The following is a 15,171-nucleotide window of genomic DNA, read 5'->3' on the forward strand; positions in this document are numbered from 1 at the left end:
ATGACCGTCCGGTTCTCCCGTTTGCCTCCGGACGGTACCTATCGGCGGAGCGCGTCCGTGGCCAAATCCAAGGCCGACGTTGCCCCCCACCATAGGCCCCTGGCCTCGGGTGCGCTCCGCCGTCCCTTCTTTTCTCAGATGCCGTTCAGTGGCCTTGACGTGGCTGGGTCCACCCGGCTTTCTGGAAGCCGTCGAAGGCTTTCCCGGTAGCGTCCCGCCCGTGCGTCCCGCCATCCTGTTTCCGCTGTTCAAACCGGTCACGGCACTCCCCGGCCTCGGCCCCCGTCTGGGCAAGCTGGTGGAGAAGCTTGCCGGCGCCCACGTCGTCGACCTGCTGTGGCATCTGCCCTGCGGCGTCGTCGACCGCCGATTTTCGCCGAAGATCGCGCAGGCGCCACACGGGCGCATCGCCACCCTGACCGTGCGCATCGATTCGCACGCTCCGCCGGTGAACCCGCGCCATCCCTACAAGATCCGCTGCACCGACGAGACCGGCGTGTTGGAGCTGGTCTATTTCCATGTCCGTGGCGACTGGCTGTCGAAGCAGATCCCGGCCGGCACCACCATGGTGGTCTCCGGCAAGGTGGAGTGGTTCAACGACACCGCCCAGATCACCCATCCCGACGCCGTCGTCCCGGTCGATGCCAAGGAAGAGCTGGAACTGGTGGAGCCGGTCTATCCGATGACCACCGGCCTGCCGGCCAAGACCCTGCGCAAGGCGGTGCGCGCCGCCCTGAACGACATTCCGGCGCTCGACGAATGGCAGGACCCGGCATGGCTCGCCCGTCGGCAATGGCCGACCTGGGCCGAGGCGCTGAAGCGCGCCCACACGCCGGAGGACGAGGGCGATCTTGCCGCCACCGCACCGATCCGCTGCCGCCTCGCTTATGACGAGCTGCTGGCGAACCAGCTGGCGCTGATGCTGGTGCGGGCGAGCCAGCGCCGGCTGGCTGGGCGCGCGACCGAGGGCGACGGCAGGCTCCGCCAAGCGGCGCTCGCGACGCTGCCCTTCTCGCTGACGGGCTCGCAGAAGGCCTCGCTGGAGGACATCTACGCCGACATGGCGGCCGAGCGGCGGATGCTGCGGCTCCTCCAGGGGGACGTCGGCAGCGGCAAGACCGTGGTCGCGCTGATGGCGATGCTGAACGCGGTGGAGACCGGCGCCCAGGCCGCGCTGATGGCCCCCACCGAGATCCTGGCCCGCCAGCATGCCGAAAGCCTCGCGCCGCTGTGCAAGGCCGCCGGCGTGGAGATCGGCCTGCTGACCGGCCGCGACAAGGGCAAGGCACGTCAGGCCGTGCTCGACCGGCTGGCGTCGGGCGAGCTGCCGCTGCTGGTCGGCACCCACGCCCTGTTCCAGGAGGATGTCGCCTTCAAGGATCTGGCGTTGGCGGTGATCGACGAACAGCACCGCTTCGGCGTCCATCAGCGCCTGCAGCTGTCGGCCAAGGGCCGGGCGGTGGATGTGCTGGTGATGACCGCCACTCCGATTCCGCGCACGCTGACGCTGACCGCCTATGGCGACATGGACGTGTCGCGCCTGACCGAGAAGCCGGCCGGCCGCAAACCGGTGCAGACCGTCACCATCGCGCTCGACCGGCTGGAGGAGGTGGTCCACGGCATCCAGCGCAAGGTGTCGGAAGGCGCGCGGGTCTATTGGGTCTGCCCGCTGGTCGACGAATCGGAACAGAGTGACCTCGCCGCCGCCACCGAGCGCCACGCCTTCCTGCGCGCCACCTTCGGCGACCGGGTCGGGCTGGTCCATGGCAAGATGCGCGGGCCGGACAAGGACGCGGTGATGGCCGCCTTCGCCGAGGGCAGCCTGGACGTGCTGGTCGCCACCACGGTGATCGAGGTCGGCGTCAATGTGCCCGAGGCGACCGTGATGGTGATCGAGCATGCCGAGCGCTTCGGTCTCGCCCAACTCCATCAGTTGCGCGGTCGCGTCGGGCGCGGTGAGAAGCCGTCGAGCTGTCTGCTGATGTTCGATTCGAACCTGACGGAGACGGCGCGGGCGCGGCTGAAGACCCTGCGCGACACCGAGGATGGCTTCGTCATCGCCGAGGAGGATCTGCGCCTGCGCGGCGCCGGCGAGGTGCTGGGCACCCGCCAGTCGGGGCTGCCCGGCTTCCGGATGGCCGACCTCGCCGTGCATGGCGACCTGCTGGCGGTCGCACGGGACGATGCCCGGCTGGTGGTGGACCGCGACCCCGACCTCGCCAGCCCGCGCGGGCAGGCGTTGCGGACCCTGCTCTACCTGTTCGAACGCGACGCGGCGGCCAAGACCTTGCGGTCGGGGTGATCGTCGCCGCCTTCCTGGTTGGGGCCGTCCTGGTCGGGGCCGGCCGGCGGCTCCACCAGCGTCGGGCGCCGCTCGGGCGGGACGACGATGCCGCCGGACATCACCAGCTTCAGCCCGTCTTCGACGCTCATGTTCAGCACGGTCACCTCGCGTCGCGGCACCATCGCCAGATAGCCGGCGGTGGGCGGCGCGCAGGGGATGAAGACGTTGACGAAATCGTCGGCCACGCCCGACAGCTGCAATTGCACCTCCGGATGGGCGGCGCCGGTTATGAAGCCCAGCGACCACACGCCGGGGCGCGGATACTGGATCGCCACCACCTCGCGGAAGGCATTGGATTTCTTGGCCAGCACCGTCTCGAAGATCTGCTTCACCCCGCCATAGACGGAGCGGACGACCGGCATGCGCCCGACCACCCCCTCGCCGACGCCAAGAACCAGACGGCCGACATAGCCGGCGGTGAAGGCGCCGATCAGGGTGACGGCGACGATGACCACCAGCACGCCGATGCCGGGAATCGAGAAGGGCAGGTAGTTTTCCGGATTGTAGGTGCTGGGAATCAGCGGCCGGATATAGCCGTCGATCAGCGAGACGAACCACCAGGCGATATAGACGGTGATGGCGATGGGGGCGGTCACCAGAATGCCGGCCAGGAAATAGGCGCGCAGCCTCCCCATAAACCCGATGCCCTCGCGGCGGTGCCGCGCCGGCTCTGCCGACTGGGCCTTCGTCTGGGCTTTCACCTGACCCTTGCCGGGGACCTTCGGTTCAGTCTGATCTCCGCTCACGCCCGCCCATCCGCCGATCGTCTGTCCGCGCCATAGTGGGGCAAGCGCGGCCCTCTCTCAACTGCCGTTTGGCGGTGATGGGTCAGCCGACCAGCGATCCGGCGATCACGCACAAGAGGGTGACGGCCCCGGCGATGGCGGCGCCGTCGACATGGTTGGGGAAGGCGCGCCAGAACTCTTCGCGCGACATCGGTTCCGGCGCGTCGAATTCGTCCATCGACAGGCCGGCGGCCATGCCGCCGCAGGTGCGGTCGGCGATGGCGCCGGACAGATGGGCCATGGCGACAGCCAGATAGCAGAACTTCACGAAATCCAGCAGGAAGCCCAGCGTGCTGTTCGCCTCGCCCAGAGGGCTGGCGGTGAAGCCGGTGGCAGCGACCGTGCTCGCCATGGCGATGGCCGCGGCGAAGGGGATCAGGGCGACCGCCAGCAGCCGTTGCGAATCGACACGGCGGGCGGTGGGCACGGTGAACGGGCTGGTCATGATCGGCGCTCCGGCAACGATGAACGGGGTGCGGTTGGGGGACGGGTCGGCGAGGCGTCGTTCCCTTCTGCGCGTTCGGCGTTAACGGAGGGTTGACACCGGCCATTGGTCACAGCGCCTTCCACCTTTGCGCAGGTCACGCTATCCTTTGGCGCAACAAACAGTCCGGGGCGGCTCCGGAACTTCCCGTGCCGAAGGCTGAAATGACCAAATCCGACAGTCTGCCCGATGCGCTGCCCGACACCCCGGCCGATACTCCGGTCGCCGGGCTGGACCGCATCGAGTTGCTGCGTCCGCTTTCCGCCGATCAGCGTGCCGCGGTGGCACGCCAATGCCGCTGGCGCCGCTTCGCTCCGGACGAGCAGCTGATCGACCACTGGGCCGAGACCCGTGACGTCGGGTTCGTGGTGGAGGGGCGGGTGCGGGTGCTCAGCCACTCGGCCGGCGGGCGCGAGATCAGCTTCAGCGATATCGATGCCGGAGAACAGGTGGGAGAGATGTCGGCGCTGGACGGCCGGCCGCGCTCCGCATCGGTGGTGGCGTTGGAGGAGGGGGCGCTGATCGCCTTCCTGCCGGCGAAGCCCTTCCAGACCCTGGTGACCGCCCATCCGGAACTGGCGATGGCGATGATGCTGCGCCTGTGCGACAAGCTGCGTGGCGCCACCGACCGCATCATGGAACTGTCGACGCTCGGCGCCAACAACCGGGTGCATGCTGAACTGCTGCGCCTTGCCCGGCGCGCATCGCGGCAGGGCTCGTCCGCGGTCATTACGCCGATCCCCGTCCATTCCGATATTGCCGCACGCGTCAGCACCACCCGCGAGACCGTGGCTCGCGTCTTGAGCGACCTGACCCGCGACGGGATGCTGGAACGCCGCTCCGACGCGCTGGTGGTGCGCGACCTTCCGCGGCTGGAGTTGCTGGTCGAGGATGTCCGCGGCGGCGCCTGAGGCAGGCCGAAAGCGGACCCGTAAAAAAGAAAAGGCCGCGGCCGCCCGAATGGTTGGGCTGTGCCGCGGTCGCCTTTCAAACCCTCAGATTTTCTTATTCTTGCGCTGTGATCAGCGATGCAGAGACTGGAACAGGATCATCGCCGGGGTGGACTTCACCCATTCCGTCAGGAACGCACCGACCGGACGCAGCAGGATGGCGGCGGGGGTGGCTTCCAGCCAGTCGGCAACGAAATCGCGGACCGGATGCAGGGTCTGGCTGTCGCCATGGACGCCATGGTCGCCGTGATGAAGGCTGAGGATGCTCATAATCGACTCCGTTGATTTGGTGTTGCGCGGGGTGGCCGGGCGTCAGCGCTTCAGCAGGCTCAGGACGAAGCCGGCCGGGGTGGCGGCGGCCCATTCGCGCAGGAAGGCGCCGATCGGGCCAAGGACCAGATAGGCCGGGGTGGCTTCGAACCAGGCCACCGGGAATTCGGCGACGGCGTGCAGGGCGTCGTTCGAAGTGTGGTTGTCGGTGCCGGGCTGGAAAGTGGTGGTGGTCATTGTCGTCTCCATCGGGCTGTTGAGGAGACTATATACTGGTATACCCAATGCCAAATACGCTGCCTTTGCATTGCTGGCTGCTGCAAAAATTACAGCTATACAGAGATTTCTTTCAGCCAATGGTCGAATACCAAATCAATCCGTATCACTGATTATTGCCGGTCGCCGGAAGCGCTCCGATTGTCCGGTGGCGCCGGTGAAATGTTTAGTCGACCAACCAACGTCTTGACAGCGCCGGTTTGAAAAACGATTTCAGGGACATGGTTCAATACATCGGTCCCGATCCGCTCCGCAGCCTGCACGAGGCCGTGCAAACCCTGCGGCGCGAGCCTTCCTCCGTCCCTGAAGCCTCGCGCACGGCAAAGCTGCTGGCGCAGGGCCGAGCCCGCATGGCACGGAAGGTGGGGGAGGAGGCGATCGAGGTGGCGATCGAGGCGATGCGCGGCGACCGCGGCGCACTGGTGATGGAGGCGGCCGACCTCTTGTATAATCTGGTCGTGCTGTTGGCCGACTTCGACATCGCCCCCGACGAGATCCTGGCTGAACTGCGGCGGCGCGAACTGGCTTTCGGCATCGCGGAAAAGCTTCCGAAATCCGAAGAACCGCCGAACGGTCCTGCAAGTTCCCCGGCCAATGGCTCCGCCGACGGTGTGGCGTCCAATGGCCAGAAGCCGGGTTCCGCAAAACGCTGCAAACGCTAAACGGCGTCGCTCTCCTGCGGGAAGACCAGATCGAACCGTGTGCCGGCGCCCCTGGTGAAATGATACTCGCCGCGTATTTGCCGGGCGAAGGCCCGGATCAGGTCCATGCCCATCGACCGTCGGCCGGGGGTGGAGGGATCCTCCGGCTCGGGGGCGCCGGTGCCGTCGTCCTGGATCGTCAGATGCAGCGATCCGTTCTCGGCCGTCACCACGATGTCGATGGTGCCGGTACAGCGGCCGGTGAAGGCGTGTTTGAAGGCGTTCGACACCACTTCATTCAGGATCAGGGCGAAGGGCACCACCCGGTTGAGGTCGAGGCTGAGCGGTTCCACCCGATGCCTGATGGTGATGGTCCTGCCCGGGCGGCTGTGGAAGCTGTTCAAATGGCCGGCCAGCGCTTCGATGAAGCTGTCGAGCGCGACCGCCGATACGCCGGTGGCGCGGTAGATCTGCTCGTGGATCAGTCCCATCGTGTTGATGCGGGTCAGCGCCTCGCTGAAGGGCGCCTCCAGTTCCGGCGCGCGCTGCGCCTGAAGTTCCAGCAGACTGAGGATCACCTGCAGATTGTTTTTCACCCGGTGATGGATGTCGCGCAGCAACACCTCCTTGTCGGCCAAGGCTTGGTCGAGGTGCCGGGTGCGTTCGGTGATCCGGTCCTCCAGCGCCTCGTTTGAGCGGCGCAATGCCTCCTGCGCCTCGGCGGCCTGACGCGAGCGGTGCAGCGCGATGCCGCCCAGCAGGACAAGCAATCCCAGTGCCGGGGTCGCGAACAGTGCGTAGGGCATCACCCGGTCGCGCCAAGCCCTCTCGATGGAGCCGACGTCGGTGCCGTAGACCACATAGATCGGCAGGTCGGGTACCTTGCGACGGGCCATCAGCCGCTCGACCCCGTCGGAGGGCGTCACCGCGCGGAAAACGCCGTTCCTGTCGGGGATCGAGATCAGTTCCGGCAACCGTCCGATGTCGGCGCGGTCGGGAGGGGCGTTCTGCGGGGTACGGACCAGCACCTCGCCATCTTCGCGCATGAGCAGGATGACGTCGCTCGACCCTCGCAGGACCGAACGGTAGAAGTCGGTGAAATAGCTGGGCAGGAGAGAGATCTGCGCCACCCCCTGGAACTGGTGGTTCGACAGTTCCATCCGGCGGCTGAGGGTGAAGAAAATCTCGGAGTTGATCTTGCCCGTCAGCCGCGGGCCGATGTGGATGGCGCTGCCGGGGTTCAGAAGAGCGCGGAAATATTCGCGGTCGCTCGCGTTCAGCGGGCGCATCGGCCATTCGAAGCTGCTGACGCGGACGCGTCCGCTCTCGTCGGTGATCCAATAGGATTGCACTTCCGGCGTCTGGGCCGCCATCGCTTTCAGGCGTTCGTGCAGCAGGGGAGAACTGTCGATCCGGTCCCATCCCAGGTCATCGACCATCCACTCCATGTGCGACAGGGTGGTGGCATGGATGCCGAGCGTCTTGGCTGCATGCTCCTCCAGCACGCGCGCAATCGCGGCGCTGCGGTTCTCCGCCTCGTCGATCACCTGGCTGCGGTATTGATAGGCCGCAAACACCAGCAGGGCGGCCGTAAGGGCGAGGGCCACCGCCAGCAGCGCCAGAATTGCCGGTGAAGCGGCCTTGCGTCCACCACGGATGGTGCCCGGGGGTCCTGCGGCATGTGCATCCTGTTCGAAGCCGGCAGGGGTCATCGGGGGGAGGTCGTCCGTTTGCGGAGGGGTATGGCAGGGCTCAAGAATAGCGCAAAAGTCAACGCCCGTCACTCAACAACCATGTCGCGATAAAACTGCATACAAATTCTCTGGATGATCGACATCTTCCGTATCGCTTCGATCCTGGGCGTCGATAGACGGCCCGAATTCGATGCCCCTGGAAATGAGCATCCCGGTGAATCGAAAAGGCGAGAATGCCATGGCGGCACCGGCCGGGCAGGGACGCTGTGGTCGTCGACGCTTTGCACTCTTACTTTCCGGACACTGCGCTATGCACTGTCGTAATAAATCATTGCACAGCATTGGCTCTGCCGTACATGACTCTTCGTTCATATGCGACAAATTGAAACGAATGCTGGCAATCCGCCTTATCGGTCTTGGAAGCTTCACCGTACGGTGGTTCCATTGCAGCAGGCATAGGCGATCACGCATAGTGTGACGGGGGCGGCGGATGGCGGGGATGGACGGGGGGCTGGACGACGAACTGCTGTTCGGCCCGGAGGACGGCGCCGCGACGGTGGCAAGTTCTCAACGGCCGTCCGGTACGCCCTGGCCCGTCCTGGTGGTGGACGACGATCCCCAGGTTCACGCCATGACTGCGGTGCTGCTGCGCGACTTCGACTTCGACGGACGCCCGTTCGAGGTGGTGAGCGCCCTGTCGGCGGAAGAGGCGAAGGCGGTCCTCGCCCAGCGCCCCGACCTGCCCATCGCCCTCCTCGACGTGGTGATGGAGACGGAGGATGCCGGCCTGAAGCTGGTCCGCCACATCAGGGAGGAATTGGGCAACCGCCGCATGCGGATCATCCTGCGCACCGGCCAGCCGGGTCAGGCGCCGGAGCGGGACGTCATCGTCGGCTACGACATCAACGACTACAAGGCCAAGAGCGAGCTGACCGCGCAGCGTCTGTTCACCACGCTGGTCAGCGGGCTGCGCGCTTGGCGCGACATCGTGACGATCGAGCGCAACAGGCAGGGGCTGGAACGGATTCTCAGCGCCTCCGCCCCGCTGTTCGAGATGCGGCCGATGCGCGCCTTCGTCGAACGGCTGGTGGAGCAGATCGCCCGCGTCGTCGATCACGGCAGCACGCCGGCGGTTCTGGCCTGCCGCTCGGTCGACCGCGCCGACGGCAGCCGGACGGTCGCCGTGGTGGCGGGATTGGGGGTCTTTTCCGGCTGCATCGGGCTGCCGGTGGCCGATGTCCTGTCGAACGGCGCGGCGGCGGAAGTGGCGGACGCCCTGCTGACCCAGCGCAACCTCTATCACGACGGCCATTGCGTCCTGGTCTTCCGCACGCGCGAGCATGGCGTGACCGTCTTCTGGCTTGAACGGGCGGAGCCCTACACCGCGGACGAGCACCGCCTGCTGGAGCTGTTCTGCAACCGTGTCGCCATCGGCTTCGACAACGTCTGCCTGTATGAGGAGCTGGTGGCGCTGAACCACTCGCTGGAGCAGCGGGTGGAGGAGCGCACGCTGGAACTGGCCGCCAATCAGAAGGCGCTGATCCTGGCCAAGGAACGGGTGGAGCGGGCGCTGGAGCGCGAACTGCTCGCCCGCGACCGGCAGCGCCAGTTCCTGGGCATGGTCAGCCACGAATTCCGCACGCCGCTCGCCATCATCGACAGCGCGGCGCAGCTGCTGGCGATGCGGGCCGGGCAGGTGGAGCCGGAGATGCTGGAACGGCTGGCGGTGATCCGGAGCAGCGTGCAGCGTCTGACCGGCCTGATCGACGCCCATCTGACCGACGAGCGGCTGCAGACCAACGCCCTCGTGCCGGAGCGGGCCGAGGTCGACTTGGCCGACCTGATCGCCAATGTCGTCCGGCCTTTCCGCGTCGCCTATCCCGACCGTGAATTCCAGATGACCCTGGCCGGTTTGCCGCGGCGGGCGGAGGTCGACGCCAACCTGATCGCGCTGGTCCTGACCAATCTCGTCAACAACGCCGTCAAATATTCCGGTCCGGGCGAAGCGATCCATCTTCACGGCGATACCGATGGCGCCATGGCGGTGATCGAGGTGACCGACCATGGCCGCGGCATTCCCGAACCGGAGCTTCCCCGCCTGTTCGACCGCTTCTTCCGCGGGTCGGGCGCGTCCGGCGTGCCGGGCACCGGCATCGGTCTGCACACGGTGCAGCAGATCGTTCATCTGCATGGCGGCGCCGTCGCGGTCGACAGCACGCTGGGAAAGGGATCGACCTTCCGGGTCGTGCTTCCCGTGTGATGCAGCCTGATGTCGCGCCTGCCCGAAAGACTATGGCCCTTTTCCAAGGGAAATGACATAGTCGGCTAACTCCAGGCACCTGTGGAACCTCAGGCCACAACCATGCTCGCTCAACAATATGCGTCGATTAAACGCGATCTCGACGAGCGGGGGATCGTGTTCTCTTTCAGCGGATACTTGTCGGAAGGGATACTTTATTCCCTCGGCGAAGCACTGCGTGAGAAAATGGCGCTGGAGGAGGCCGATGGCCCCACCATCCGCCGCGTCTTCTCGGTCTTCGTCGAGCAGATGCAGAACATCATCCGCTATTCCGCGGAAAAGATGTCGGGCAGCGCCGGCCGCGCGGTGGAACTCAGTGCCGGCATGGTCACCATCGGGATGGAGGGCGGCAAGGTCTTCATCGTCTGCGGCAACACCGTGCGCAACAGCGAGGTTCCTCGCCTGAAGGAGCGGCTGGACCATCTGAAGAGTCTGGATCGCGACGGCATCAAGACCTATTACCGCGAACAGCTTCGAGAGGAGCCGGACGACGGCAGCCGTGGCGCGACCCTGGGGCTGATCGAGATCGCACGGCGGGCCAGCGATCCCATCGACTATGATTTCGATGCGATGGACGCGGACCGCAGCTTCTTCTGCCTCAAGGTCCGCGTGTGAGCGGACGAACCGAGCGATACGACATGGACAGCCTGATCATCCCCGCCACCGGACGCACGCCGGGCGTCTTTTTCGATTTCTCCGTCGGCCATTTACGCATGACCGGAGAATCGTACCCGGACGACGTCGCCGGTTTCTTCGGTCCGGTGTTCAACGCATTGCGCGGCTTTCTCGACCGTCCGGACGGCGGCGCCATCCGTTTCGACATGGAGCTTCTCTATTTCAACAGCTCCAGCGCCAAGGCGCTGATGAACATCTTCCAGATGCTGGAGACGGTGGCCCGGGGCGGGCGGCCGGTGACGGTGACCTGGTGCGTCGAGGAGAATGACGAATCGATGCGCGAACTCGGCGAGGACTTCGCCGAGGATTTGCGGCATGTCGTCTTCCAGATGCGGGAGTTGCCCGCCGGCGGGGCCCCGTGAGCTTCAACCTCTTCGCCGCGGAGGAGGAGGCGCTCGCCAAGGCTCGCGCGCTGGAGACGAGGCTGGGCGCGCTGGCGCCCGATTGCCTGCCGGAGTTCCGCGACCTCATCGCCGCCTTCGAACTCAGCACGCGGGAGCAGCAGCGCCTCGTGCGGGTCAGCGACCGGCTGCAGGCCCAGTTGAGCGACGCCAACCACGAGTTGGAGCGGCGGCGCAGCGAGGCGGAGGCGGCGCTGGACAGGCTGCGCGAGGCGCAGGAGGCGATGATCCGGTCGGAAAAGCTGGCCTCCCTCGGTGCGCTGGTCGCCGGTGTGGCCCACGAGATCAACACGCCGGTCGGCATCGCCGTTTCCTGCGCCTCGCATCTGGCCGACGCCACCCTGGTGATGCGCCGGCGGGCCGCCGAAGGCGAGCTTGGCAAGGCGGAGTTCGCCCGCTATCTCGCCACCGCGACCGACACCACCGACCTGATCCTCGGCAATTGCGAACGGGCGGCGCAGTTGATCGCCGGCTTCAAGCAGGTTGCGGTCGACCGTGCCAGTGCCGAACGGCGCCGTGTCAACCTCGCCGCCTACATCCGGGAGACGCTGGTCAGCCTGCAGCCGAAGCTGCGGCCATCGGGCCATGCGGTCGCGGTGAACTGCCCGGCCGACCTGGAACTGGACAGCTATCCCGGCGTGCTGTCGCAGATCCTGTCCAATCTGGTGATGAACGCGCTGACCCATGCGTTCGCCGACGGACGGGCAGGGGACATGACGATCACGGTCGACTGTCCCGATCCCGACACCGTCCGCCTGTGCTTCACCGACAATGGGCGCGGCATGATCGAGGAGCATCGCGCCAGAGTGTTCGAGCCCTTCTTCACCACCCGGCGCGGTCGCGGCGGCAGCGGGCTGGGGCTGCACATCGTCCACAATCTGGTGGTCGGTGCGCTGATGGGTTCGATCACCGTGGACAGCGCGCCGGATCGCGGCACCAGCTTCACCCTGCTGTTCCCCCGCCGCACGCCCGATCGGGCGTCGCCGGGCCAGGGCTTTCCGGACTGACTCACCCCTGCGCGGCGCCCACCACCCGGATCGGCGCGGAGAAGACATAGCCGACCCCGTGCACCGACTTGAGCGGGGCCGGGCCGCCGATGGCGCCCTCCACCTTGTGGCGCAGGCGCCCGACGACGGTGTCGATGGAGCGGTCTTCCGGGTTCCAGCGGCGGTTGTAGAGCGCCTGCGAGATCTGGTCGCGCGTCGCCGGCTTGCGGGCCTGTGCGGCCAGCAGGCTGGTCAGCTTCATCTCCATGCTGGTCAGGCTGATGCGGATTCCGGCTGGGTTGGTCAGGCTCCATTCCGTGGGGTCCAGCGACCAGCGCGCCTCGTCGGCAGAATCGCCGGCCTCGCCGCCTGCGGTCCCGTTGGCGGCCTGGATCGCAGTTTCCGCGGCGCGCTCGCTCAGGCGGCGCAGCAGCGATTTCACCTGCGCTTCCAGTTCGCGAAGCTCGACCGGCTTCACCAGATAGGCGTCGGCGCCGATCTCCAGCCCGACCACGCGGTCGACGGTGGAACTGCGGGCGGTCACCATGATGATGCCGGCGCCATGGCTGTCGCGCAGCCGGGCCGCGATCTTGAACCCGTCCTCGTCCGGCAGGTTCACGTCCAGGATGATGATGGCGGCGTTGCGGTTCCGCAGCAGCCGGTCCAGTTCCGCCCCATCGCGTGCGCCGATTGCATCGAATCCGCAGCTCGACAGATACTCGACCATGTCGGACCGCAGGGAATTCTCATCTTCGACCACGACGATCGTCGGACCTGCCATGCCGTGCTCTCCCCAATCACCACTTCAGCGGGTGTAGCATACCCTAGGATGCCTAAATTTTGAAAGAAACTCGGCAGGCTTCTGCCGTTCGCGACGGGTTGCCGTCACAACCTGTCACAAAAAATAGCATCTCTGTAACAGATTTGAGGGAGGGGGTCAGGAGTTTTACGCAGCGTAGCGGCTGGATCCGGCGCCGGAAACGGCGGCTGCGTCGGTCAGCCGCACGCGGAAGCCGAACAGGGTGATGTCGTCCCGCTGCTCGCGGTTGCCCTGGAACCGGTCCAACGAGCTTTCCAGGTCGGACTTCAGCCGGTCGAGCGGTCCATCGCCGCCCTGGCTCAGCAGTTGGCGCAGCCTGCTCCGGCCGAAACTGCGCCCATGCTCACCGCCATTCTGGTCCACCAGCCCATCGGTGCCGATGAGGAAGGTCTGGCCGGGGCGCAGTGCGATGCTGTGGTTGGTGAAGGGCGACTCGGAAGTACCTGGGGCAGTGCCCGGGGCGTCTTCGGGGGCCGGCCCGCTCGCGGTGGGGCGATAGCCCAGGCTCAGGCGATCGCCGCGCAGCTCCGTCACCTCGCCGCCGGTCACCATCAGCAGCGGAACGCGGGCGCCGGCGAAGACCAGCCGTCCATCGGCCGGACGGATGTGGCACAGCCCCAGGTCAAGACCATTGTCGAAGCAGTCCATCCCGCTGCGCGCCTTCCCCTCCTGGTGCAGGGCGGCGCGGACCTTGCGGTCGACCGCGGCCAGCACCGCCGCCGGATCGTCCGCACCCATCTGGTCCAGCGCATTGTTCAGCATCGCGCTGGCGGTCATCGTCATGAAGGCGCCGGGCACGCCATGGCCGGTGCAGTCGGCCACCGCGACGACGAAGCCGTCCGCCACCTCGCGGCAGACATAGAAATCGCCGCTGACCACATCGCGCGGGCGCCACAGCACGAAATGCTCGGTCAGCCCGGCCGACAGCGCATCGGCCGACGGCAGGATGGCGGACTGGATCAGCTGGGCGTAATTGATGCTGTCCATGATGGCGCGGTTGGTGGCGGCCAGCGCCTCCGTCCGTTCGCGGACCCGACTTTCCAGGGTGCTGGTATGGTCCTGCACCGTCGCCGCCATCCGGTTGAAGCCGTCGGCCAGCACGCCGATCTCGTCGCTCCGCCCGGCGTCCATGCGGGCGCCATAATCGCCGCGCGCCATGGCGCTGGCCAGCTGGGTCAGCCGCCGCAGCGGTCGCAGGACCATGCGGTTCAGCGTCAGCCCCAGCGCCGCCATCGCCCCCAGCAGCGACAGCAGCAGCAGCCCGGCCACCGGAAGCAGCGCGTTCAACGTCGCCTGCCGCACCTCGGCCGTCGAATAGACGATGCGCAGATGCCCGACCGTCTGCACCCGTCCCTCGCGCCCATGCAGGACGATGGGGCGCTCGACCGTGATTCGACCGGCGCCGTCCCCGATATCTCCCGACGAGGTGCGTGCCAGCGGTTCCTCGCGGTCGCTCTCGAAGACGGCGATGGAGCGGATGGCCGGATCGCGGACGGTCAGCGCCTCGATCATGCGCTCGGCGCTGCGGTTGTCGAGTTCCCACACCGGGCCGCTCAGCGCGTCGGCCTGGGTGGCGGCGACCAGTTCCGCCCGGTGCAGCAGATCCTGGTGGCGCTGCCCCTCGACGATCTGCTCGGACAGCAGCATGACGGCGGCACCGATGCTCGCCGTCGTCAGCAGGATGGCCCCGGCCACCCGCGCCAGCAGGGAGGATCGCCGCCTCACGCGATGATTCCGCTGCGCCGCCACAGGGTCTCCAGCCGTCCGTCCGCCTCCAGCCGGTCCAGCAGCGCATCGAGCCAGCCGGCGGTGATCTTGCGGTCGCGCCGCGTCAGGATGGTGTGCTCGTAAATCTGGTCGGTGCGCTCGGACACCAGGACCTGCCGGGCCAGGTCCGGCTCGCGCTGCAGGAAGCGGGTCAGGAAGGAGCGGGTGACGATGGCGAGGTCGGCCCGGCCGGCGACGACGCTGCGGACATTGCCCTCATGCGTCACCGTGACACGGGTGTGATGGCGCTGTTCCAGCCGCTTAGGATCGGCCTCGAAGTTAGCGAAGGCGTAGTGATAGCCCAGCCGCCCGAGAATCGACTTGCCGCTCAGATCGTCGAAATAATGCTGGTCTATTCCCGGCGCCGCCCTGGCGACGAACACCTCCGCATCGCGAAGGAAAGGACGGGAGGCATCGACCGGACGATCCTGCCAGCCCCAGTTGCGGCACTCAAAGGCGATCATGTCGAACCGCCCCTGTTCCAGATCGTCATAGCGCCGCTGCGGAGCGGTCCTCACCATGTCGAACCGGAATTCATCCTGCGCGGCGTTGAACAGGTCCAGCAGGTCGCGCGTGACGCCGCCGCCCGATTCGTCGACATAGGGCGGAAATTCATAGGCGCCGACTCGGATGACAGTGGGGGTCTGGTGCGCCGCCGCCGGCCGGGAGACCAGGAAGGGCAGGGCGGAAAGAAGAGGCAGCGCGGTCCTTAAAACCCTGCGTCGGGATAGCGGCCCCGTCATCGCGCCCCTCTCCTGTAACCCCTATTCGCGTAAGGG

15 protein-coding genes are annotated in these 15,171 nt (G+C 66.8%); 7 read left to right on the forward strand and 8 right to left on the reverse strand.

Annotated elements, in window-relative coordinates; translation table 11 throughout:
- Positions 1-220 precede the first annotated feature (220 nt).
- Positions 221-2,302 (forward strand): ATP-dependent DNA helicase RecG, encoded by a 2,082-nt coding sequence (gene recG, locus ACCD06_RS08640; protein WP_413340084.1) that lies wholly within the window; start codon positions 221-223, stop codon positions 2,300-2,302.
- Here recG and ACCD06_RS08645 read toward each other — a convergent pair.
- On the reverse strand, positions 2,254-3,090 hold the full coding sequence (locus tag ACCD06_RS08645; RefSeq protein ID WP_247871597.1) for a DUF502 domain-containing protein: 837 nt from the start codon (positions 3,088-3,090) through the stop codon (positions 2,254-2,256). The two genes, recG and ACCD06_RS08645, sit on opposite strands and share 49 nt — an antisense overlap.
- Positions 3,091-3,172: 82 nt before the next feature.
- Positions 3,173-3,574, reverse strand: coding sequence for a hypothetical protein (locus ACCD06_RS08650; protein ID WP_109074447.1), 402 nt, complete (start codon positions 3,572-3,574; stop codon positions 3,173-3,175).
- 203 nt (positions 3,575-3,777) lie between these two features.
- Between ACCD06_RS08650 and ACCD06_RS08655 the strand changes: the two genes are divergently transcribed.
- A complete protein-coding gene (locus ACCD06_RS08655) occupies positions 3,778-4,524 on the forward strand; it encodes a Crp/Fnr family transcriptional regulator (RefSeq protein ID WP_413340086.1) in 747 nt (248 codons plus the stop codon).
- Between the two features lie 111 nt (positions 4,525-4,635).
- On the opposite strand, the gene ACCD06_RS08660 is transcribed toward ACCD06_RS08655, so the two are convergent.
- Together ACCD06_RS08660 and ACCD06_RS08665 are read right to left on the reverse strand one after the other, a co-directional pair.
- Positions 4,636-4,833 carry a hypothetical protein gene (locus ACCD06_RS08660; RefSeq protein ID WP_413340088.1) on the reverse strand — a complete coding sequence of 66 codons (198 nt, stop codon included), beginning with the start codon at positions 4,831-4,833 and terminating at the stop codon, positions 4,636-4,638.
- 42 nt (positions 4,834-4,875) lie between these two features.
- Positions 4,876-5,070 (reverse strand): hypothetical protein, encoded by a 195-nt coding sequence (locus tag ACCD06_RS08665; protein ID WP_247870680.1) that lies wholly within the window; start codon positions 5,068-5,070, stop codon positions 4,876-4,878.
- A 260-nt stretch (positions 5,071-5,330) separates the two neighbouring features.
- Between ACCD06_RS08665 and hisE the strand changes: the two genes are divergently transcribed.
- Positions 5,331-5,771: a phosphoribosyl-ATP diphosphatase gene (gene hisE / locus ACCD06_RS08670; protein WP_413340090.1), complete on the forward strand. Its 441-nt coding sequence runs from the start codon at positions 5,331-5,333 to the stop codon at positions 5,769-5,771.
- Here the strand turns inward: hisE and ACCD06_RS08675 are convergent.
- The gene (locus ACCD06_RS08675) at positions 5,768-7,462 is read right to left on the reverse strand and encodes a sensor histidine kinase (RefSeq protein ID WP_413340092.1); all 1,695 of its coding nucleotides are present in this window, start codon (positions 7,460-7,462) and stop codon (positions 5,768-5,770) included. The genes hisE and ACCD06_RS08675 overlap by 4 nt on opposite strands.
- 481 nt (positions 7,463-7,943) lie before the next feature.
- Between ACCD06_RS08675 and ACCD06_RS08680 the strand changes: the two genes are divergently transcribed.
- From ACCD06_RS08680 to ACCD06_RS08695, 4 genes are all read left to right on the forward strand, one after another.
- Complete coding sequence (locus ACCD06_RS08680; RefSeq protein ID WP_413340094.1) at positions 7,944-9,704, forward strand: DUF3369 domain-containing protein; 1,761 nt, start codon at positions 7,944-7,946, stop codon at positions 9,702-9,704.
- A gap of 81 nt (positions 9,705-9,785) precedes the next feature.
- Positions 9,786-10,358: a SiaB family protein kinase gene (locus ACCD06_RS08685; RefSeq protein ID WP_247871602.1), complete on the forward strand. Its 573-nt coding sequence runs from the start codon at positions 9,786-9,788 to the stop codon at positions 10,356-10,358.
- A gap of 23 nt (positions 10,359-10,381) precedes the next feature.
- Positions 10,382-10,780: a DUF1987 domain-containing protein gene (locus ACCD06_RS08690; protein WP_413340096.1), complete on the forward strand. Its 399-nt coding sequence runs from the start codon at positions 10,382-10,384 to the stop codon at positions 10,778-10,780.
- Entirely contained in the window at positions 10,777-11,826 is a 1,050-nt protein-coding gene (locus ACCD06_RS08695) for a sensor histidine kinase (RefSeq protein ID WP_109155527.1), read from the forward strand. Before ACCD06_RS08690 ends, ACCD06_RS08695 begins: the two co-directional genes overlap by 4 nt.
- Position 11,827: 1 nt before the next feature.
- Here the strand turns inward: ACCD06_RS08695 and ACCD06_RS08700 are convergent, their stop codons facing one another.
- From ACCD06_RS08700 to ACCD06_RS08710, 3 genes are all read right to left on the reverse strand, one after another.
- Positions 11,828-12,586 carry a response regulator transcription factor gene (locus ACCD06_RS08700; RefSeq protein WP_109155528.1) on the reverse strand — a complete coding sequence of 253 codons (759 nt, stop codon included), beginning with the start codon at positions 12,584-12,586 and terminating at the stop codon, positions 11,828-11,830.
- Positions 12,587-12,751: 165 nt separating this feature from the next.
- Positions 12,752-14,350, reverse strand: a complete 1,599-nt coding sequence (locus ACCD06_RS08705; RefSeq protein WP_413340099.1) for a SpoIIE family protein phosphatase — start codon at positions 14,348-14,350, stop codon at positions 12,752-12,754.
- Positions 14,347-15,135: a substrate-binding periplasmic protein gene (locus tag ACCD06_RS08710; protein ID WP_413340101.1), complete on the reverse strand. Its 789-nt coding sequence runs from the start codon at positions 15,133-15,135 to the stop codon at positions 14,347-14,349. The genes ACCD06_RS08705 and ACCD06_RS08710 overlap by 4 nt, the downstream gene beginning before the upstream one ends.
- Positions 15,136-15,171: the final 36 nt, after the last annotated feature.

This window comes from Azospirillum sp. CT11-132 (assembly GCF_047302835.1).
In the GTDB taxonomy this organism is placed as follows: Bacteria; Pseudomonadota; Alphaproteobacteria; order Azospirillales; family Azospirillaceae; genus Azospirillum.

Bases quoted from the DNA above. Each gene is read 5' to 3' on its own strand.
- ACCD06_RS08650 (WP_109074447.1), bottom strand. From the start codon at position 3,574: ATGACCAGCCCGTTCACCGTGCCCACCGCCCGCCGTGTCGATTCGCAA.
- ACCD06_RS08655 (WP_413340086.1), top strand. From the start codon at position 3,778: ATGACCAAATCCGACAGTCTGCCCGATGCGCTGCCCGACACCCCGGCC.
- ACCD06_RS08660 (WP_413340088.1), bottom strand. From the start codon at position 4,833: ATGAGCATCCTCAGCCTTCATCACGGCGACCATGGCGTCCATGGCGAC.
- ACCD06_RS08665 (WP_247870680.1), bottom strand. From the start codon at position 5,070: ATGACCACCACCACTTTCCAGCCCGGCACCGACAACCACACTTCGAAC.
- hisE (WP_413340090.1), top strand. From the start codon at position 5,331: ATGGTTCAATACATCGGTCCCGATCCGCTCCGCAGCCTGCACGAGGCC.
- ACCD06_RS08675 (WP_413340092.1), bottom strand. From the start codon at position 7,462: ATGACCCCTGCCGGCTTCGAACAGGATGCACATGCCGCAGGACCCCCG.
- ACCD06_RS08680 (WP_413340094.1), top strand. From the start codon at position 7,944: ATGGACGGGGGGCTGGACGACGAACTGCTGTTCGGCCCGGAGGACGGC.
- ACCD06_RS08690 (WP_413340096.1), top strand. From the start codon at position 10,382: ATGGACAGCCTGATCATCCCCGCCACCGGACGCACGCCGGGCGTCTTT.
- ACCD06_RS08700 (WP_109155528.1), bottom strand. From the start codon at position 12,586: ATGGCAGGTCCGACGATCGTCGTGGTCGAAGATGAGAATTCCCTGCGG.
- ACCD06_RS08710 (WP_413340101.1), bottom strand. From the start codon at position 15,135: ATGACGGGGCCGCTATCCCGACGCAGGGTTTTAAGGACCGCGCTGCCT.